Consider the following 16,974-nt stretch of genomic DNA (forward strand, 5'->3'; position numbering starts at 1 on the left):
AAACAACATACATTAAATTTTAAGAATATATTCATGCATAAATAGTAATTTAATTAATTTATGTTCTAATATAGAGATATAGGATATTTTTATATTCTTTGCTTTATCTTATTAAAATTTTTAAATAATATATAATTATATTGCATAGATAATTTTTAAAGAAACATATAAAACCTATAAAGTAGATTTTTATGTTCTTGTATAAAATAACTACACACGATTAATTAAATTTATCTCCTTCGGCATAAAAAATGAATTAAATATATACGATACGCTGAATCAATGCGTCCGTAACTCAATTGGATAGAGTATTGTCCTCCGAAGACAAAGGTTTCAGGTTCAAATCCTGTCGGACGCATTGATTTATTAAGAATTTTATGAAAAAATTAAGATTAATCTGTGGTGATTGTAGCTCAGTCGGTAGAGCTCTGGATTGTGGTTCCAGCAGTCGTGGGTTCGAATCCCATCAATCACCCATATTTAAAAAATAAAACAAAACCAACACTAAGCGAAGGTGGCGGAATTGGCAGACGCACTAGCTTCAGGAGTTAGTGTCTTTACAAAGACGTGAGGGTTCAAACCCCTTCCTTCGCAAAAAAGAATTATCATATTATGCACAATAAATATCAGTTAATTAATTATTAGACTTAGATGTTAATAGATATAATACAGATACAAAATGCACAAAACCACCCCTACACAGAGAAAGAAATTTTATAAATTATCGGCGAGTGGCGCAGCTTGGTAGCGCTCCTGGTTTGGGACCAGGAAGTCGGAGGTTCAAATCCTCTCTCGCCGATTCTCGTAAACTACATCATAATAATTTTAAAATATTTCTACTGTTGTATTTCCTAAAATTTATATTTTTTTAATCAAAGCTGACTTATTTTAATATAAATTTAATATCCTCTATACCATAAAGATTAGGAATTTTTAACTAAAACATGGACTAGTACATCATTGTTTGCCGAACGTGCTATAATAATATCTGTCCAACCCAAAATTTTAGCTAATTTAGCTAAACGCAAACTTACCACTATAAGCCTACATCGTATTAACCAAGATGTGCGATAAAATTTAGGAATTAAATAATATAACTGTTTTAGTATTTCTCCAGAAGTAACTACTACCGTTTTAATATTCAATTCTAACAACTTATATGATTGCTCCTCTCCATTATACTGCAACAATTGTCTACGATAACATTCACAAGATAACACCAACGCGCCTCTCTTCTTAAGAGTATCGTCCAAAACGGTACGTCCATTATTACCTCTCAAAATAAGAACACGTTTCCCATAACTATAAATCAATTCAGGTAATTGTAATAAATTTTCACTTGTTTCTTTATCTTTAGGATATTTTGAAGTAATTCCTGATAATTTATACATCTTTATGCTAGTCGCACGACCAATGGAATAATATACTAATTTAGTAGGCCAAGATATTCCTATACTAAGTAACTGGTTATGAGCATACTTAATTGCATTCTGAGATACAATACATAATAAATCTCCTGCAGAAAGTAGATTTAATCGTTGTTCCAAAAAAGACAGTGTTTTCCCCGTGGAAAAATAAATTAATGGTAAATGATGTGCGTATTTACCAATAGAAAGTAATTTATTTACTAATTTCTCTCCATATGGAGATGGTCGAGTAATTAAAATGCTCATACTTAATTACACTAAATTTTATTGATATATATTTATCGTAAAATATATTACTTTGTAAATTGAATTAATAAATCTTCAGCAAGAATGCATCCTAGGTTTTCTGCTTGATCTAAAGGTGCTCGCCCTTCAGTACGAATAATTTTACTACCATCAGGTAATCCAATAAGTGCACGCAACCATATTCTATCTCCTTCAATTTCAGCATAACTAGCAATTGGTAATTGACAATAACTTTCTAAATAAGTAGTGACAGCGCGCTCTGCTTTAATACGTAATGAAGTTTCCCGGTGATATAAAGGCGATAACAAGGGTAAAATATCAGTATCACCCAAACGACATTCTATAGCTATAGTACCCTGACCCATAGCTGGTAATAAATCGGATGGATCGATATAAGCACGAATATATTCACTTAATTTTAATCGATTCAATCCAGCTGCAGCTAAAATGATTGCATCATATTGATCATACTGTAATTTTTTTAATCTAGTATCTATATTACCTCGTAAGTTATTTATTATTAAATCTGGACGTTGAGCGCGTATTTGACATTGTCTACGTAAACTTGATGTACCTATTATACTGCCAACAGGTAACGTATCTATATTAGAGTATTTTAAACTAACAAAAGCATCACGCGGATCATTTCTTTTACATAGAATTGGAAGAATTAACTCATCTGGTAAAGGTACCGTAATATCTTTCATAGAATGAACAGCAATATCAGCACGAAAATCTACTAATGCACATTCTAATTCTTTAATAAATGCACCTTTTTTAATTTTATTCTTTGAAACAGTATTTAAAAATTTATCTCCCGTTGTTACAATAGGTATCAGCTTTATTTGTATAGTTGGATGATAACGCTTTAATTCATTACAAACATATTGAGATTGACAAATAGCTAGTCGACTTTTTCGAGTAGCAATTCTTAAAATTCTAGTATTCATCATTTTAATTATGCTAAAAATAAAACATATAATCCTTTAATTAATTAATATATTTCTAATTATTTTAAAAATTAAATAACAAAATAAATAATATACTGACCTTAAATGTTAATTCTATATAATCTTAACATTTTAATATAGATTAATTAAAAGGATTAATATAATTAATTATATAAAAAATTCTTCCTTTAAATTACTGTCTGAAATATTTCAATATTACTATATTTACATTTTAAATTTTATATTCATATTTCTTTTTATAAATATTTATCATAAAAAATACCATGATATTATTAAATATTATTTAGTACAAAACTAACTTACTTATTTAGATTATAATACCTTAGTTGTCAACTAAGGTATTATAATAAAATTTAAAAATTTTTAATATATTAATTATCAATATATATATATTGGTACTATTGCCATTAATTTAAAAAATAAAATTAATTATTTAAAATATTATTAATCTTATTTTACAAACTTAAAAAGACACTCTATTTAAAATAAACACCGTATTTTATAAATTAATCGTAATGTTTTTAATAAACATATATTTTTATCAATTATTAAGATATAATTAAATATTTTAATTCTCATTAAATGAGAATTAAAATATTTAATATATTCACTATTATAGAAATACATTAATAATTTAGTTTAATAAACTTGTTTTAAAAAGTTAGCGATACATATCGAACTTTATTTTTTGATATTATATGAGGTAAGTATGAGATTTTCAAAAATGAATGGATTAGGTAATGATTTTGTCATTATAGATGCTATAACACAAAATATACATCTTACTTCTAAAAATATAAAATACCTGTCGAATCGATATTATGGCATTGGATTTGATCAGTTACTAATAGTAGAACCCCCTTATGATCCAAAAATAGATTTTCATTGCAGAATTTATAATGCAGATGGAACAGAAGTCAATCAATGCGGAAACGGCGTTCGTTGTTTTGCACAATTTGTTTACTTAAAAAAATTAACTAAAAAACGGAATATTCATATTAGCACTCGTACTCATCATATGGCTCTATCTATAATGGATGACAGTCATATATCTGTCAATATGGGTCCGCCGATATTTGATCCAAAACTTGTCCCATTTTATACAGCACAATATCAAAAAACTTATATTTTATTTTTACCTACAGAAATAATATTGTGTGGTATAGTATCTATGGGTAATCCTCATTGTGTCGTTCTAGTTGAAAAAATAGAAACTATCCAAGTTAATTCATTAGGATCAACATTAAAAAATCATCATTGTTTTCCAGAACAAGCAAATGTAAGCTTTATGCAGATTATTGATCGTAATCATATTCGATTACGAGTATATGAGCGAGGTGTAGGAGAAACTCAAGCCTGTGGAACTGCAGCCTGTGCAGCTGTAGCTATAGGTATTCAGCAAAAGTTATTATGTGAAACAGTAGAAGTAATATTACCTGGAGGTACTTTGTCTATAAATTGGAAAGGCATAGGAAATCCATTATACATGACCGGATCAACATCATATGTATATGATGGTTATATTGATTTATAAACTCAAAATTCTATATAAAATTATGTTTTTTACAAAAATATCTTGAAAATTTCGTTTATCCAATATATACTAGGTTTTTAATACTTAAATTTTACTTAACATTTAATTTTTAAATATATATAATTATTAATTGATGAAAATATAAATACTTCATCAATTAATACTGTAATTTATATTAAAGGTATAATTTATGTATTTTTATCGTATGTTACGCCCTGTTCATGCTATAACTTTAGATTTAGATAATACATTATATAATAATTATTCAGTCATAAATCAAGCTGAAACAAGAGCAGTATCATTTTTACAACAATATCATCCTGCATTATCTAAAATACAAAAAACCGACTATTGCCGAGCACGAAAAATACTCAAAATTTCAGAACCAGACATTTATCATAATGTAAATTATTGGCGTTGGAAATCTTTAAAGATAACTTTGCTTCAGGCAGGATTGAATAAAAATGAAGCACAAGCAGGTGCTGATTCCGCTATGGAAATCATTATACATTGGCGCAATAAAATTAATATACCTCTCAGTACTCATAAAACGTTATCTGCATTAAATGCTAAGTGGCCATTAATTGCGATTACTAATGGTAATGCAAATCCTATTACTTGTGGGTTACAACCATATTTCCAATATATACTACGCGCTGGAATTAATGGTCGCGCTAAACCATACACAGATATGTATTATTTAGCTTCAAAACATTTTGGATTACCTTGTAAAAATGTTTTACATGTAGGGGATGACTTGCAAACAGATGTGAAAGGAGCTATCCACTCTGGAATGCAAGCCTGTTGGATCAATCAATACAACACAAATAAGACAGATCAATTTTATTCAAAAAATACAAAATTATCACCACATTTGAAAATCTCAAAATTAATGTCATTAACATACTTATTATAAGATATTTAATCATATCAACAATATATTTTATAATAATCATTATAAATATATATTTCAATATTTTATGAATATTTCTAGTATTCTTAGCCAACTCAATGATAAACAAAAAGAAGCAGTAACTTCTAATGATAAAAATATATTGGTATTATCTGGAGCCGGAAGTGGAAAAACTCGGGTATTGGTAAATCGTATTGCTTGGCTGCAACTAGTTAAAAAATACACACCATGGTCAATAATGGCAGTCACTTTTACAAATAAATCTGCTTTAGTAATGCGTAATCGTGTTCAATCTCTAATTGGTGTTCAAAAAAAAAGCGATATATGGATTAGTACTTTTCATGGGTTAGCAAATTATTTGCTACGCACTCATTATATAAATGCAAATTTACCAAAAGATTTTCAAATTCTTGATAAGAATGATCAAATTCGACTTGTAAAACAACTAATACGTTCACTGAATTTAAATGAAAATAAATACAGTGTACATCAAGCTATACACTACATTAATACAGAAAAGAATAAAATTTCAAACACTCAAAATAATAATATCGATAATCATTCAGTAAAAATGACATGGATACAGCTTTATCGATCTTATCGTGATATATGTCATCGTTCTGGATTAGTAGATTTTAATGAATTATTAAAACGCGCATATACGCTATGTTTAAATTATCCAAATATTTTACATTATTATCAAAAACGATTCATTAATATTTTAGTAGATGAATTCCAAGATACTAATAAAATACAATATGATTGGTTATGTCTATTATCAGGAAAAAAAAATAACTTAATGATTGTTGGGGATGATGATCAATCTATTTATGGTTGGAGAGGAGCAGAAATAAAAAATTTTCAAAGATTTTTAGAGGATTTTAAACATGTACGAGTTATTACATTAGAACAAAATTACCGTTCTACTAATAATATTTTAAAAGCTGCTAACGCTCTTATTTGTAAAAATAACACACGCCTAAAAAAAAAATTATGGACACGCGAAAATCAAGGAGATGCAATTTCTGTTTATTGTGCTCTTAACGAAACAGATGAAGCTTTATTTGTAACAAACAATCTAATAAATTGGAAAAAAAACCATGGTTTACTCAACGAGTGCGCTATATTATATCGAAATAATTTTCAATCTCGATTATTGGAAGAAATTCTATTAAAAAAAAATGTACCGCATAAAATATATGGAGAAATAAAGTTTTTTGAACGTAAAGAAATTAAAGACATCATAGCTTATTTAAAATTTATTACTAATCAAAATAATAATATTGCTTATGTACGAATAATTAATACACCTAATAGAGGGATTGGGCCACGTACTTTAGAAATTATAAATAAATACGCTAATTTAAATTGCCTAAGTCTATGGGAAAGTAGCTTATTCATTTTAGACACAAAGATTATTAAAGGAAAACCTGCTATTGCTCTAAAAAAATTTATTATGCTGATAGATTCATTAAAAAAACAAATTTTAACCACATTACCTTTACACGAACAAATCTATTATATTATTAAGAAAGTCGGATTATGGAGTATATATGAAAAAAACACATCGATACCAACGTATCATGAACATATACACAATATTCAAGAGCTAATTATAATGAGCAAACAACATAATATTGTTTTAGAATCAACAAAAAATATATCTCCGTTACAACAATTTTTATCATATATTTCTTTAGAATTTGAAGAAAATTTATCTAATTCACATGCAGATGCAGTTCAATTAATGACGCTACACGCTTCAAAAGGATTAGAATTTTCTCAAGTATTTATTATAGGACTAGAAGAAGGGATTTGCCCAAATTATATTGCTTTAACTAATAAAGAACTGTTAGAAGAAGAGCGCAGATTAATTTATGTTGGCATTACACGTGCTATGCATAAATTAACAATTAGTTACTCAGAAACTCGTAATGTCTATGGAAAAGAAATAATAATTCAATCGCCCTCCAGATTTGTTAATGAATTACCAATAGATTGTTTAGAAGTGTCTTAATATTTCTTATCGAAAATACGTGCTACTATTTTATAAATTTATATTTCTATTTATTATATTAAATTTTCTGAAAGTTAATATCCTAATTCTATTAGAATATTATATAATACATAAACGTATCTATATTATTTTACTTTCGTTGAAAATTAGAAATATTAGTAATCTTTTATACTTAAGAATAATCATACACGCATATAATTTATGTGAATTAGATTTATAATACTTTCACAATGAAAATATTTACTGAATATTTAATTAACTATCATGATAATAATATTTGTAATCAAATAAATAAGTTCCTACAAGCTATTTGAATCGTTATAGATATTTGATACTTAATACCCAAACAACAGTTTTTGTAACTATTCTATTATATAATATGTCATTACAAAAAATTATATAGAGAAGAATAACTATTTATTATCTAATTTTAATTATTATGATCTAATGTATTCTTGTTTTTCATCCGTTAAGGAAAAATGATATATGTTTAACATATTTCAATTAAAAAATAATCATTTACTCCGTGTTAATGAAAAGGAAAAAATATCATTTTTAAACAATATTATTTGGGTGGATGTAATAAATCCAAATAATGATGAATACGATTATATACAAAATATATTGCTTAATCAAAAAATAAATTTTTTTAAACTAAAAGATATCAACAAAACTATACGTTTTTTTAAAGACAAAAATGGGCTGCATATCCGTTCTTTTTTCTTTTCATATAATGAAAAGGAACAAATAAATAACTCTATTGTATCCTTTACCATATATAATGGATGTTTATTCACTTCACGCAAAGAAGAATTTCCAGCATTTTATACTTATCAACAATACTTGCATAATCATTTGCTAATAGATGGAAATGCCTATGAATTATTACTAAATTTATTTGAAGTAAAAATTGAAGATCTAGCAAATAAAATAGAACATATCTACTCCACTTTAGAAACATTAAGTTTTGTTATTATGAATGGGCAACAAATTGATGAGTATGATCATGCTCTTGCTGATTTAGCTGCATTAGAAAACATAGGCTGGAAAATTCGTGTTAATTTATTAGATTCTGAAAGAGCAATAAAATTTTTAATACGTAAAGTAAAACTACCCATATCACAACAACAATATGCCAATGAAATTCTGAGCGATATTGCATTATTATTACCCCACAACGAATATGTATTTCATCAGATCAGTTCTTTAACCCAATCAGCAATGGGATTTATTAATATCGAGCAAAATAGAATCATAAAAATTTTTTCAGTAGTTTTTTTGCCTCCAACTTTAATAGCATCTAGCTATGGAATGAATTTTGAATTTATGCCAGAATTGCAGTGGTCATTTGGTTACCCTAGCGCCATTATCTTGATGATTTTAGCAGGACTAGCTCCGTATATCTATTTTAGATATAAAAATTGGTTATAAATAGTTAACAACTACAGTAATACTATTAATAGTATTTTATAAACAAATACTAATCCAATAAATTTAAATATTTTTAAAGTATATTTTTACAAAATAACATTTTGTTAAAAAATAATATCATTTAAATATACATATAATAAATCAATATTTAAAACCATATCTATAGTATATCGAATTTTTATTCATATCATATTATAATTATTGGTGTATAATCATTATTATTACTACAAATTTTAATAAAAAATAAAGCGAGGTATAAATGTTTCGCATCGTTGCGTCTGATTTAGACGGCACCCTGCTAACACCAAATCACCGATTAACACCTTTCGCTAAAAAGATTTTGAAACTATTAACCGATCATAAAATTCATTTTATTTTTGCTACCGGCAGACATCACACAAATGTCATAGAAATCCGTGATAATTTAAAAATTAATTCCTATATGATTACTTCTAATGGAGCTAGAATACATAATGATGATGGAAAATTAATTGCCTCCTATAATTTAGAGACAACAATTGTATCTGACCTGCTAGGTGTAGCACATTATGATTCTGAAATCATTACTAATGTTTTCCACAACGATCAGTGGTTAATCAATCGATCAATATCAAATCAAAATTATTTTACTAACGGATACGAATCTAATTATTATGTTTACCAAAAAAACACGTTATCTTTAGATAAGATTTGTAAAATATATTTTACTAGTAATAATTACCAACGGTTGTTATCTTTAGAAAAAGAATTAAACGCACGATGGAATCATCATGTTAATATTAGTTTTTCACTTCCGACATGCCTTGAAGTAATGCCAGGCGGTGTTTCTAAAGGCCATGCTTTAGCACAAGTAGTTAAATCACTAGGATATCAACTTAAAGATTGCATCTCATTTGGCGATGGTATGAATGACCAAGAAATGTTATCAATGACAGGAAAAGGATGTATAATGAGTAATGCACAACAACGCCTAAAAGACACGCTTCCATTACTAGAAATTATTGGAAGTAATAAAGATGATGCAGTTCCCCATTATTTAAAACGTATTTATCTCAACAAGATACCTAATATAGCTTTAATAAAATAGTTATTTTTTAATCAATATTTTAATGAAAACTACAGATTTATACCCGTTATATTAGACAATACTAGTTTTCTTAAGTTTATATTAAATACAAACTATCTTATATCCATATTAATAAATAATCATGATATTCTTTCGTTAAAAAATAATATCTTAAATTAAAATTATAATTATGATCTAATCAATTAATAAAATATTTACATAAAATGACCAACCATTATTTGTATAATATGTTTATACAAATAATGGTTGGTCATTTTATGTACTTTACCCCAATGAAAATAACTTATTATATACAATATAAAAAATAAATATTTTATAAACGTAACAAAATTAAATTTATAAAACTTTACCTTGATTAACTTCTAAAAGTGTTTATTTTCAATTTGAAATAATCTATAAAAACTTAAACCAATGCTAAAATAAAAAACATTGTAATCTGCTTATATATAGTACACAATACGTTAATTTTAACGATCATGTACATAGATAACTATGTATTCCATCAAGTAACATTTGAGTAGAAATCATTACTAATAATAAGCCCATTAATCTCTCCAGAGCACTGATGCCTTTGTTTCCTAATAAACGAGAAAATATATTAGATAACATTAAAATTAACATAGATAACCCCCAGGCAATAATCAATGACAAAATTAACAAATCAATTTGTTGAGGATATTGGTGGGACAATAATAATAACGTTGCTAAAACCGAAGGGCCCGCAACCAAAGGAATAGCAAGCGGAACTAAAAAGGGTTCCTCTCCCTCTGAAACACCAGTACTATTTCCTTCTTCTGAAGGAAATATCATTTTTATAGCAATTAAAAATAAAACAATACCGCCAGAGATTGAAACCGTTTCTGTATGCAAATTAAGAAAAATTAAAATATGTTCTCCAACAAATAAAAATCCTAACATTAATAATAAAGCAATCACCATTTCTCGAATTATTATAATTTGACGCCGTTTTGGTTCTAAACCTTTTAATATCGACATAAAAATTGGTAAATTTCCAATAGGATCCATTATTAAAAATAACAAAACTGTGGCTGATATCATTTCATTCATTATTATTTTCCTAACAGTTATTTATATTTTATATACATCATGCTTTTTATAAAGTAAATTACAAATATTGTCATGTCGTACACGTGCTGCACGCTATACAATAAATAATTTTTTATAATATACAGTATATTTTTAATAAATGTTTAATATCTTACAATACTTGTAAGACATATATTTTGATGACAACACTTAATAATAATTGAGAGACTAACGATGAAAAATATTGGGTTTGTTGGTTGGAGAGGAATGGTAGGTTCAGTATTAATGAATCGTATGCAAGAGGAATGTGATTTCGACTATTTTCATTCAACGTTCCTTTCTACGTCCCAAATAGGACAACATGCTCCAAGCATTCAAGGAAAACAGGAACTATTTCTACAAGATGCTTACAATATAGAGCTTCTTAACTCCTTAGATATTATCATTACATGTCAAGGTAGCGCATATAGTAATATTATTTATCCAAAATTAAGAAAAACTGGATGGGCAGGATATTGGATTGATAGCGCTTCGTCTTTAAGAATGAATGACGATGCAATTATTATCTTAGATCCTATCAACCAAGGATTCATAGAGCAAAGCATAAATAATGGCATTAAAACATTTATAGGCGGAAATTGTACTGTAAGTTTAATGTTAATGTCTTTAGGTGGATTATTTTCTCAAAATTTAATTGAATGGATTTTCGCATCTACTTATCAAGCCGCTTCTGGATACGGAGCACGCGCCATACGTGAACTATTAATACAAATGGGTCAAGTGTATAATACAGTAACTGATTTGTTAACATCTTCTACAACTACAATTCTAGATATCGAACATACAATTACTAAATTTAGCAAAACTGATGCCTTGTTAGTAGATTGCTTTAAAGTTCCTTTAGTAGGCAACGTTATTCCATGGATTGGTAATTATATGTGCTCCGGTCAAACTCAAGAAGAATGGAAAGGTCAAGCAGAAACTAATAAAATTCTCAATACTTCTGAAAGTATAACAGTGGATAGTTTATGTGTACGCGTTGGATCATTACGTTGTCATAGTCAATCATTTGTCTTAAAACTTAAAAAAGATATGTGCCTTACAGAAATAGAAGAACTAATTCAGTCCCATAATGAATGGGTAGAAGTTATTCCAAATAATATGAAACAGTCACTAGAAAATTTAACTCCTATAATGGTATCCGGAACGCTCAAAATACCAATCGGTCGATTACGCAAACTACATTCAAGCAACAAACATATTTCAGCTTTTAGCGTAGGTGATCAATTGCTTTGGGGAGCAGCCGAACCATTAAGAAGGATGTTACGTCAATTACTATAAAATTTTATTTTAAAAATCGTACTTATTTATTCTATAATTAAAACTAAAACAGACACGATGTCAAAGATGAATCTAAAAAACAACATACCACAAATATTAAAATCCTAAATAGATTAGGATGATACAATCAGCATCACAACTACCGTAGTTAAATCTTTTTTAAATTAAATGATAAAATGTTTATGTTTAATAATAAGAATGTATGTCATGTTGATGTTGGGTAATATCTAGCACTCCTTTTAATTCTGGAAATAGATTTTTTAGAGTAGTTTCTATTCCTTCTTTTATAGTATAGCTCGCCATCGCACATCCATTGCATCCTCCATAAAATTTAATAACAGCCAATAGATCTTTAGTAATGTGTACTAAAGATACGCTGCCGCCATGCATTTCTAATTGTGGATTAATTCGAAATTGTAATACATGTCTTACTTTATCCTCCAATGAATCATCACTGTTAATACTTTCTTCTATATTATTATATTTTTTAGTAACGTTAGGGGCCTTAATAGTAAGCTGATGGCCTAATTCATCAACTATAATATCAATTCGTGCATCTTTAAGAAAAGAAATATGCGACCGGTCTACACGTATAGAAAAAAATTCAAATTCAATGATAATATCACTAGATTTAAATTCTTCTGGTGAACAAAAACAAATAGCACATTCTGCATGAACAGTGCCTGAATCAACTACAAATACTCGTATCTGAGTACCTGGTTTTTTGTTTGCTAAAATCTTAATAAAATGTTCTTGTGCGCCAGCAGTAACATTAATCATTTTATGATATACACCGAAATTATTAAATAAGTACAGACAATACTAAAATTATTATTTTTATATCAAATCACTTGAATCAAGTTTATATATATTTACATATATTTTCAATATATATTGTTATCTTATACCATTGATAACGAAATGATATTAATATATCATAACATATGATTGATACATTCTATATATTTAATACAATTAAAAATTTTAAACTATATAAATAAATTTTTTAAATTGTTCCAATAAAGTTACTCCAAACATCGCATAATCTCAAGAGAATAAATCTATATAAATTTTAACTAATCAAACATATATTTATATATCTAATATTTAAAAAATTTGCCATCTATCAAAATAGACAACACAAAATAAGGTATAATTATATTTTTATTATCCAATAACTAATTAATCTAAAACACGAATAATAATAATTAAAATATTTATAAATTATTAAGCTTATTAATACAAAATCTGTAATCTCTATTATTTGGCTATAAACAACAATTTTTACTAATATAAAACACTATACAAACACCGCATGTTATAAATTTTTTTCTAGAAAAACTCAATTAATTCCAAATAAATACATACAGTCATAACCCATATTTATAACAAAATATAGGCTAATAATAAACAATTATTTCATATTTTTATGAAATCAAATAGGGTATTATATCAATAATTGTAATTATTGATATAATATTAGTTATAAAATAGGGAAAACATATACACGATATTTTAAGTACATTACTTATCTCCATAAAACATAACGTGATCTGTTATATTTTCAACATATTACATATAACAATTACTAATTTAAATAAAAGTCATCTTTATAAGAAATTAACATAATGTTATACATATATTTACAAAAACTAAATAAAAATAACATTTATTTTTTCGATATGTATTGCGCTGTCGACATACAACTAAACTCAAATATATGTGCACATATATTTGATATACATCCACATATTTATCATTAATTTTCATCATAAACTATAATAATAAATAAGTTTCTGCATTGTATCCTAATAAAGATTTGTATTACAATGATAGCATGTTATTATATTGAACAATTAATAATATTATTATGATCAGTACATTATCATATATCAAACGTATATTTATAAAAACACAGTAATAAAGTACTTCGCATTTTATATTGTGTACTTCTAGATCAGTTAGATCTTCATACAAAGCGATAAAATATATATGATGAAGAAGTTATTTTCATACAATAACAATGTATCAAAAAAACATAATATTTTTTTGATTGGACCTATGGGAGCTGGAAAAAGCACCATTGGTCGTCAATTAGCAAATAAATTAAATATGGAATTCTTTGATTCTGATCAAGAAATCGAAACTCGTACTGGTGCGAATATTAGTTGGGTTTTTGATGTGGAAGGAGAAGTTAGATTCCGTGATCGTGAAGAAAAAATTATCAATGAACTAACCAAAAAAAAGGGAATTATATTAGCTACTGGAGGTGGCTCTATTAAATCTAACATGACACGCAATAATCTTTCTACTCGTGGATTAGTAGTATATTTAACAACAACTATTGAAAAACAATTAATTCGAACACAACATGATAAAGGACGCCCATTACTAAGATCATCATCAATATCAGGAAATACTCGCGAATTATTAGAAATTTTAGCTAAAGAACGGAACCCGCTATACGAAGAAATTGCAGACATAAGAATATCCACTGACGAACAAAACATTAGAATCGTCGTTAATAAGATTATTATTTTTCGTAACCAGAGTGTTATATAGCGCCAAAAAATTGTATATTAGTTATTTACTATTAAAAGTTATCATAATTTTATTATGGAAAAAATTATCATAAAATTACATAAACGAAGCTATCCAATTATCATCTCAGACAAGTTATTTAACTGTTTTTCATCTTTTTGGTCACTACATGCTGGCGACAAAGTAGTGCTCATCACCAATGATCGAGTAGCACCAATTTACTTAAAGATATTATGTAATTTACTCACTCATGCAGGAATCATCACTGATCAATTAATTTTACCGGATGGAGAGCAAAATAAAACTTTAATAACATTGAATAAAATATTCACTAAATTATTAACACAAAATTATGATCGTAACACGATACTTATCGCACTTGGTGGCGGTGTTATTGGAGATATAACTGGATTTGCAGCTGCTACATATCAACGCGGGATACGTTTTATTCAGGTCCCAACAACATTGCTTGCGCAAGTAGACGCATCTATTGGTGGGAAAACTGGCGTCAACCATATGCTTGGAAAAAATATGATTGGGGCCTTTCACCAACCTAATGCTGTTATTATTAATTTAGATGTCTTAAACACATTAACTGTAAAAGAGTTCTCTTCTGGATTAGCTGAAATCATTAAGTATGCCGTTGCTCTTGATTCTGATTTTTTTAATTGGTTGGAATCTAATCTAGACGATTTATTAATTTTAAATGTACCATCTCTGATATATTGTATTCGTCGTTGTTGTGAATTAAAAGCATCCATAGTTTCAATTGATGAATACGATCAAGGTATTAGAAGCTCACTTAATCTTGGGCATACTTATGGTCATGCCATCGAATCATATTTAAATTATACACAATGGTCTCATGGTGAAGCTGTAGCTGCAGGCATCATGATAGCGACAAATACTGCTATACGTCTAAAACAACTTAGTTACAGCGCCGCAGCACGTATAAAACAGTTATTAATGCGCGCTGGGCTGCCTATACACGGCCCAAAAGAAATGACACCAAAAAATTATCTAAAATATATGACACGTGATAAAAAATCAACATCAGGACAACTTAATTTAATTTTACCTGTCTCTATCGGACGCGTAAAAACTATTTTTAATGTAAAACATGAATTAGTATCTCTATCTATCGAAGATACTTATAGCTGAAACTATACTTAAAAACAGTAAAACATATGATAAATAAATAAAAGCCATATGTTTTACTGTTTTATCGAACTATTTCCGACTATTGTAAATATGAGTTATAATATAAATCCGATGTTAACACTACAACTCAATCAATCTAACATTGTAAATTTTAGATGACATATCCAACCCTACTTAAAACAAAATTTTAATTTTTATTTACATAGTATATAAATATATATAAAGAAACCGTTGGTATAAAAATAGTAATACCACTTCAATCAGAAGTAGATTATTATTTAGTTTATTTAAAATAAAATTAATAAATATACAAATTTCTTTATTTAAATTAATTGATATTTGTAGCATTACAATCTTTAATTGGAAATTTTAATGAAACGCTTCTTAATAGCTCCATCGATTTTATCAGCCAATTTTGCTAGATTAGGAGAAGATGTAACTAATGTCATATCCGCTGGTGCAGATTTATTACATTTTGATGTTATGGATAATCACTATGTTCCTAATTTAAGCATAGGATCTATGGTATTACAATCATTACGTAGTTATGGAATTAATATCCCTATTGACGTCCACCTAATGGCAAAACCAATAGATGGATTAATATCAGATTTTGCTTCTGTTGGAGCAACATATATCAGTTTTCATCCAGAATCAACAAAACATATGGACCGATCATTACAATTAATTAAAGAACATGGGTGCAAAGCAGGATTAGTTTTTAACCCTAGCACTACCCTCAATTGTTTAGAATATGTGATGCATAAAATTGATATGATCATATTAATGTCAGTAAACCCTGGATTTAGTGGACAATCATTTATTCCTGAGACTTTAAACAAAATAAGCCAAACACGCAAATTAATAGACAATACTAATCATAATATCGATTTAGCAGTAGATGGGGGAATTAATGTAAAAAACATACGTTCAATTTTAGAAGCTGGCGCAAACACATTCATTATGGGATCAGCTATCTTTGGATCTCCAAATTACTACGAAACCATACATAGCGTTCGCTCTATTTTATCAAATTAATAATAAAAAATTAATTATATTATTTTATTAAACAAAAAATAAAATAAATATTGTATTTATTAAATAGTTGCTCTATTTAAAAGTTAACATTATTTGATACTATGATACTAATAAAACAATCTTATTTTAAAGTCATACTTTTCATATGATTATAAACTTACATCAATATATAATATTGACCATATAAATCTTAATACAATATATATATTTTTTATTTCAT

The 16,974-nt window shown here is 27.3% G+C and carries 13 protein-coding genes and 4 tRNA genes; 13 read left to right on the forward strand and 4 right to left on the reverse strand.

What is annotated here, in order from left to right:
- Positions 1-284 precede the first annotated feature (284 nt).
- The 4 genes from VOI34_RS00855 to VOI34_RS00870 all read left to right on the forward strand — a co-directional run bounded on the left by VOI34_RS00855 (position 285) and on the right by VOI34_RS00870 (position 799).
- A tRNA-Arg gene (locus tag VOI34_RS00855) sits at positions 285-358 on the forward strand.
- A gap of 44 nt (positions 359-402) precedes the next feature.
- Positions 403-475 (forward strand) — tRNA-His (locus VOI34_RS00860).
- A gap of 33 nt (positions 476-508) precedes the next feature.
- Positions 509-594: transfer RNA gene (locus tag VOI34_RS00865), tRNA-Leu, on the forward strand.
- Between the two features lie 131 nt (positions 595-725).
- Positions 726-799: transfer RNA gene (locus tag VOI34_RS00870), tRNA-Pro, on the forward strand.
- Between the two features lie 124 nt (positions 800-923).
- Here VOI34_RS00870 and hemD read toward each other — a convergent pair.
- Both hemD and hemC read right to left on the reverse strand, forming a co-directional pair.
- Positions 924-1,673, reverse strand: a complete 750-nt coding sequence (hemD, locus tag VOI34_RS00875) for a uroporphyrinogen-III synthase (protein WP_331828577.1) — start codon at positions 1,671-1,673, stop codon at positions 924-926.
- Positions 1,674-1,720: 47 nt separating this feature from the next.
- A complete protein-coding gene (gene hemC / locus VOI34_RS00880) occupies positions 1,721-2,623 on the reverse strand; it encodes a hydroxymethylbilane synthase (RefSeq protein ID WP_331828709.1) in 903 nt (300 codons plus the stop codon).
- Between the two features lie 730 nt (positions 2,624-3,353).
- Here hemC and dapF point away from each other — a divergent pair.
- The 5 genes from dapF to yigL all read left to right on the forward strand — a co-directional run bounded on the left by dapF (position 3,354) and on the right by yigL (position 9,626).
- Complete coding sequence (dapF, locus tag VOI34_RS00885) at positions 3,354-4,178, forward strand: diaminopimelate epimerase (RefSeq protein WP_331828578.1); 825 nt, start codon at positions 3,354-3,356, stop codon at positions 4,176-4,178.
- A 190-nt stretch (positions 4,179-4,368) separates the two neighbouring features.
- Positions 4,369-5,094, forward strand: a complete 726-nt coding sequence (gene yigB / locus VOI34_RS00890) for a 5-amino-6-(5-phospho-D-ribitylamino)uracil phosphatase YigB (RefSeq protein ID WP_331828579.1) — start codon at positions 4,369-4,371, stop codon at positions 5,092-5,094.
- 64 nt (positions 5,095-5,158) lie between these two features.
- Positions 5,159-7,108, forward strand: coding sequence for a UvrD-helicase domain-containing protein (locus VOI34_RS00895; RefSeq protein WP_331828580.1), 1,950 nt, complete (start codon positions 5,159-5,161; stop codon positions 7,106-7,108).
- Positions 7,109-7,594: 486 nt separating this feature from the next.
- Entirely contained in the window at positions 7,595-8,539 is a 945-nt protein-coding gene (corA, locus tag VOI34_RS00900; RefSeq protein ID WP_331828581.1) for a magnesium/cobalt transporter CorA, read from the forward strand.
- 259 nt (positions 8,540-8,798) lie between these two features.
- A complete protein-coding gene (yigL, locus tag VOI34_RS00905) occupies positions 8,799-9,626 on the forward strand; it encodes a sugar/pyridoxal phosphate phosphatase YigL (protein ID WP_331828582.1) in 828 nt (275 codons plus the stop codon).
- A gap of 474 nt (positions 9,627-10,100) precedes the next feature.
- Here yigL and VOI34_RS00910 read toward each other — a convergent pair whose 3' ends face one another.
- Entirely contained in the window at positions 10,101-10,694 is a 594-nt protein-coding gene (locus tag VOI34_RS00910) for a YhgN family NAAT transporter (protein WP_331828583.1), read from the reverse strand.
- A 213-nt stretch (positions 10,695-10,907) separates the two neighbouring features.
- On the opposite strand from VOI34_RS00910, the gene asd reads away from it, so the two are divergent.
- The gene (gene asd / locus VOI34_RS00915) at positions 10,908-12,014 is read left to right on the forward strand and encodes an aspartate-semialdehyde dehydrogenase (RefSeq protein ID WP_331828584.1); all 1,107 of its coding nucleotides are present in this window, start codon (positions 10,908-10,910) and stop codon (positions 12,012-12,014) included.
- 186 nt (positions 12,015-12,200) lie between these two features.
- On the opposite strand, the gene VOI34_RS00920 is transcribed toward asd, so the two are convergent.
- Complete coding sequence (locus VOI34_RS00920) at positions 12,201-12,794, reverse strand: NfuA family Fe-S biogenesis protein (RefSeq protein ID WP_331828585.1); 594 nt, start codon at positions 12,792-12,794, stop codon at positions 12,201-12,203.
- A 1,215-nt stretch (positions 12,795-14,009) separates the two neighbouring features.
- Here VOI34_RS00920 and aroK point away from each other — a divergent pair.
- The 3 genes from aroK to rpe all read left to right on the forward strand — a co-directional run bounded on the left by aroK (position 14,010) and on the right by rpe (position 16,754).
- Positions 14,010-14,576 carry a shikimate kinase AroK gene (gene aroK, locus VOI34_RS00925; RefSeq protein ID WP_331828586.1) on the forward strand — a complete coding sequence of 189 codons (567 nt, stop codon included), beginning with the start codon at positions 14,010-14,012 and terminating at the stop codon, positions 14,574-14,576.
- Between the two features lie 54 nt (positions 14,577-14,630).
- Positions 14,631-15,716 (forward strand): 3-dehydroquinate synthase, encoded by a 1,086-nt coding sequence (gene aroB / locus VOI34_RS00930; RefSeq protein WP_331828587.1) that lies wholly within the window; start codon positions 14,631-14,633, stop codon positions 15,714-15,716.
- A 372-nt stretch (positions 15,717-16,088) separates the two neighbouring features.
- A complete protein-coding gene (gene rpe, locus VOI34_RS00935) occupies positions 16,089-16,754 on the forward strand; it encodes a ribulose-phosphate 3-epimerase (protein WP_331828588.1) in 666 nt (221 codons plus the stop codon).
- Positions 16,755-16,974: the final 220 nt, after the last annotated feature.

It is taken from the genome of Candidatus Blochmannia sp. SNP, assembly GCF_036549215.1.
Classification (GTDB): domain Bacteria; phylum Pseudomonadota; class Gammaproteobacteria; order Enterobacterales; family Enterobacteriaceae; genus Blochmanniella.

Excerpts from the sequence above, each read along its gene's own strand:
- hemD (WP_331828577.1), bottom strand. The coding sequence starts at position 1,673 with ATGAGCATTTTAATTACTCGACCATCTCCATATGGAGAGAAATTAGTA.
- hemC (WP_331828709.1), bottom strand. The coding sequence starts at position 2,623 with ATGAATACTAGAATTTTAAGAATTGCTACTCGAAAAAGTCGACTAGCT.
- dapF (WP_331828578.1), top strand. The coding sequence starts at position 3,354 with ATGAGATTTTCAAAAATGAATGGATTAGGTAATGATTTTGTCATTATA.
- yigB (WP_331828579.1), top strand. The coding sequence starts at position 4,369 with ATGTATTTTTATCGTATGTTACGCCCTGTTCATGCTATAACTTTAGAT.
- VOI34_RS00895 (WP_331828580.1), top strand. The coding sequence starts at position 5,159 with ATGAATATTTCTAGTATTCTTAGCCAACTCAATGATAAACAAAAAGAA.
- corA (WP_331828581.1), top strand. The coding sequence starts at position 7,595 with ATGTTTAACATATTTCAATTAAAAAATAATCATTTACTCCGTGTTAAT.
- yigL (WP_331828582.1), top strand. The coding sequence starts at position 8,799 with ATGTTTCGCATCGTTGCGTCTGATTTAGACGGCACCCTGCTAACACCA.
- VOI34_RS00910 (WP_331828583.1), bottom strand. The coding sequence starts at position 10,694 with ATGAATGAAATGATATCAGCCACAGTTTTGTTATTTTTAATAATGGAT.
- asd (WP_331828584.1), top strand. The coding sequence starts at position 10,908 with ATGAAAAATATTGGGTTTGTTGGTTGGAGAGGAATGGTAGGTTCAGTA.
- VOI34_RS00920 (WP_331828585.1), bottom strand. The coding sequence starts at position 12,794 with ATGATTAATGTTACTGCTGGCGCACAAGAACATTTTATTAAGATTTTA.
- aroK (WP_331828586.1), top strand. The coding sequence starts at position 14,010 with ATGAAGAAGTTATTTTCATACAATAACAATGTATCAAAAAAACATAAT.
- aroB (WP_331828587.1), top strand. The coding sequence starts at position 14,631 with ATGGAAAAAATTATCATAAAATTACATAAACGAAGCTATCCAATTATC.
- rpe (WP_331828588.1), top strand. The coding sequence starts at position 16,089 with ATGAAACGCTTCTTAATAGCTCCATCGATTTTATCAGCCAATTTTGCT.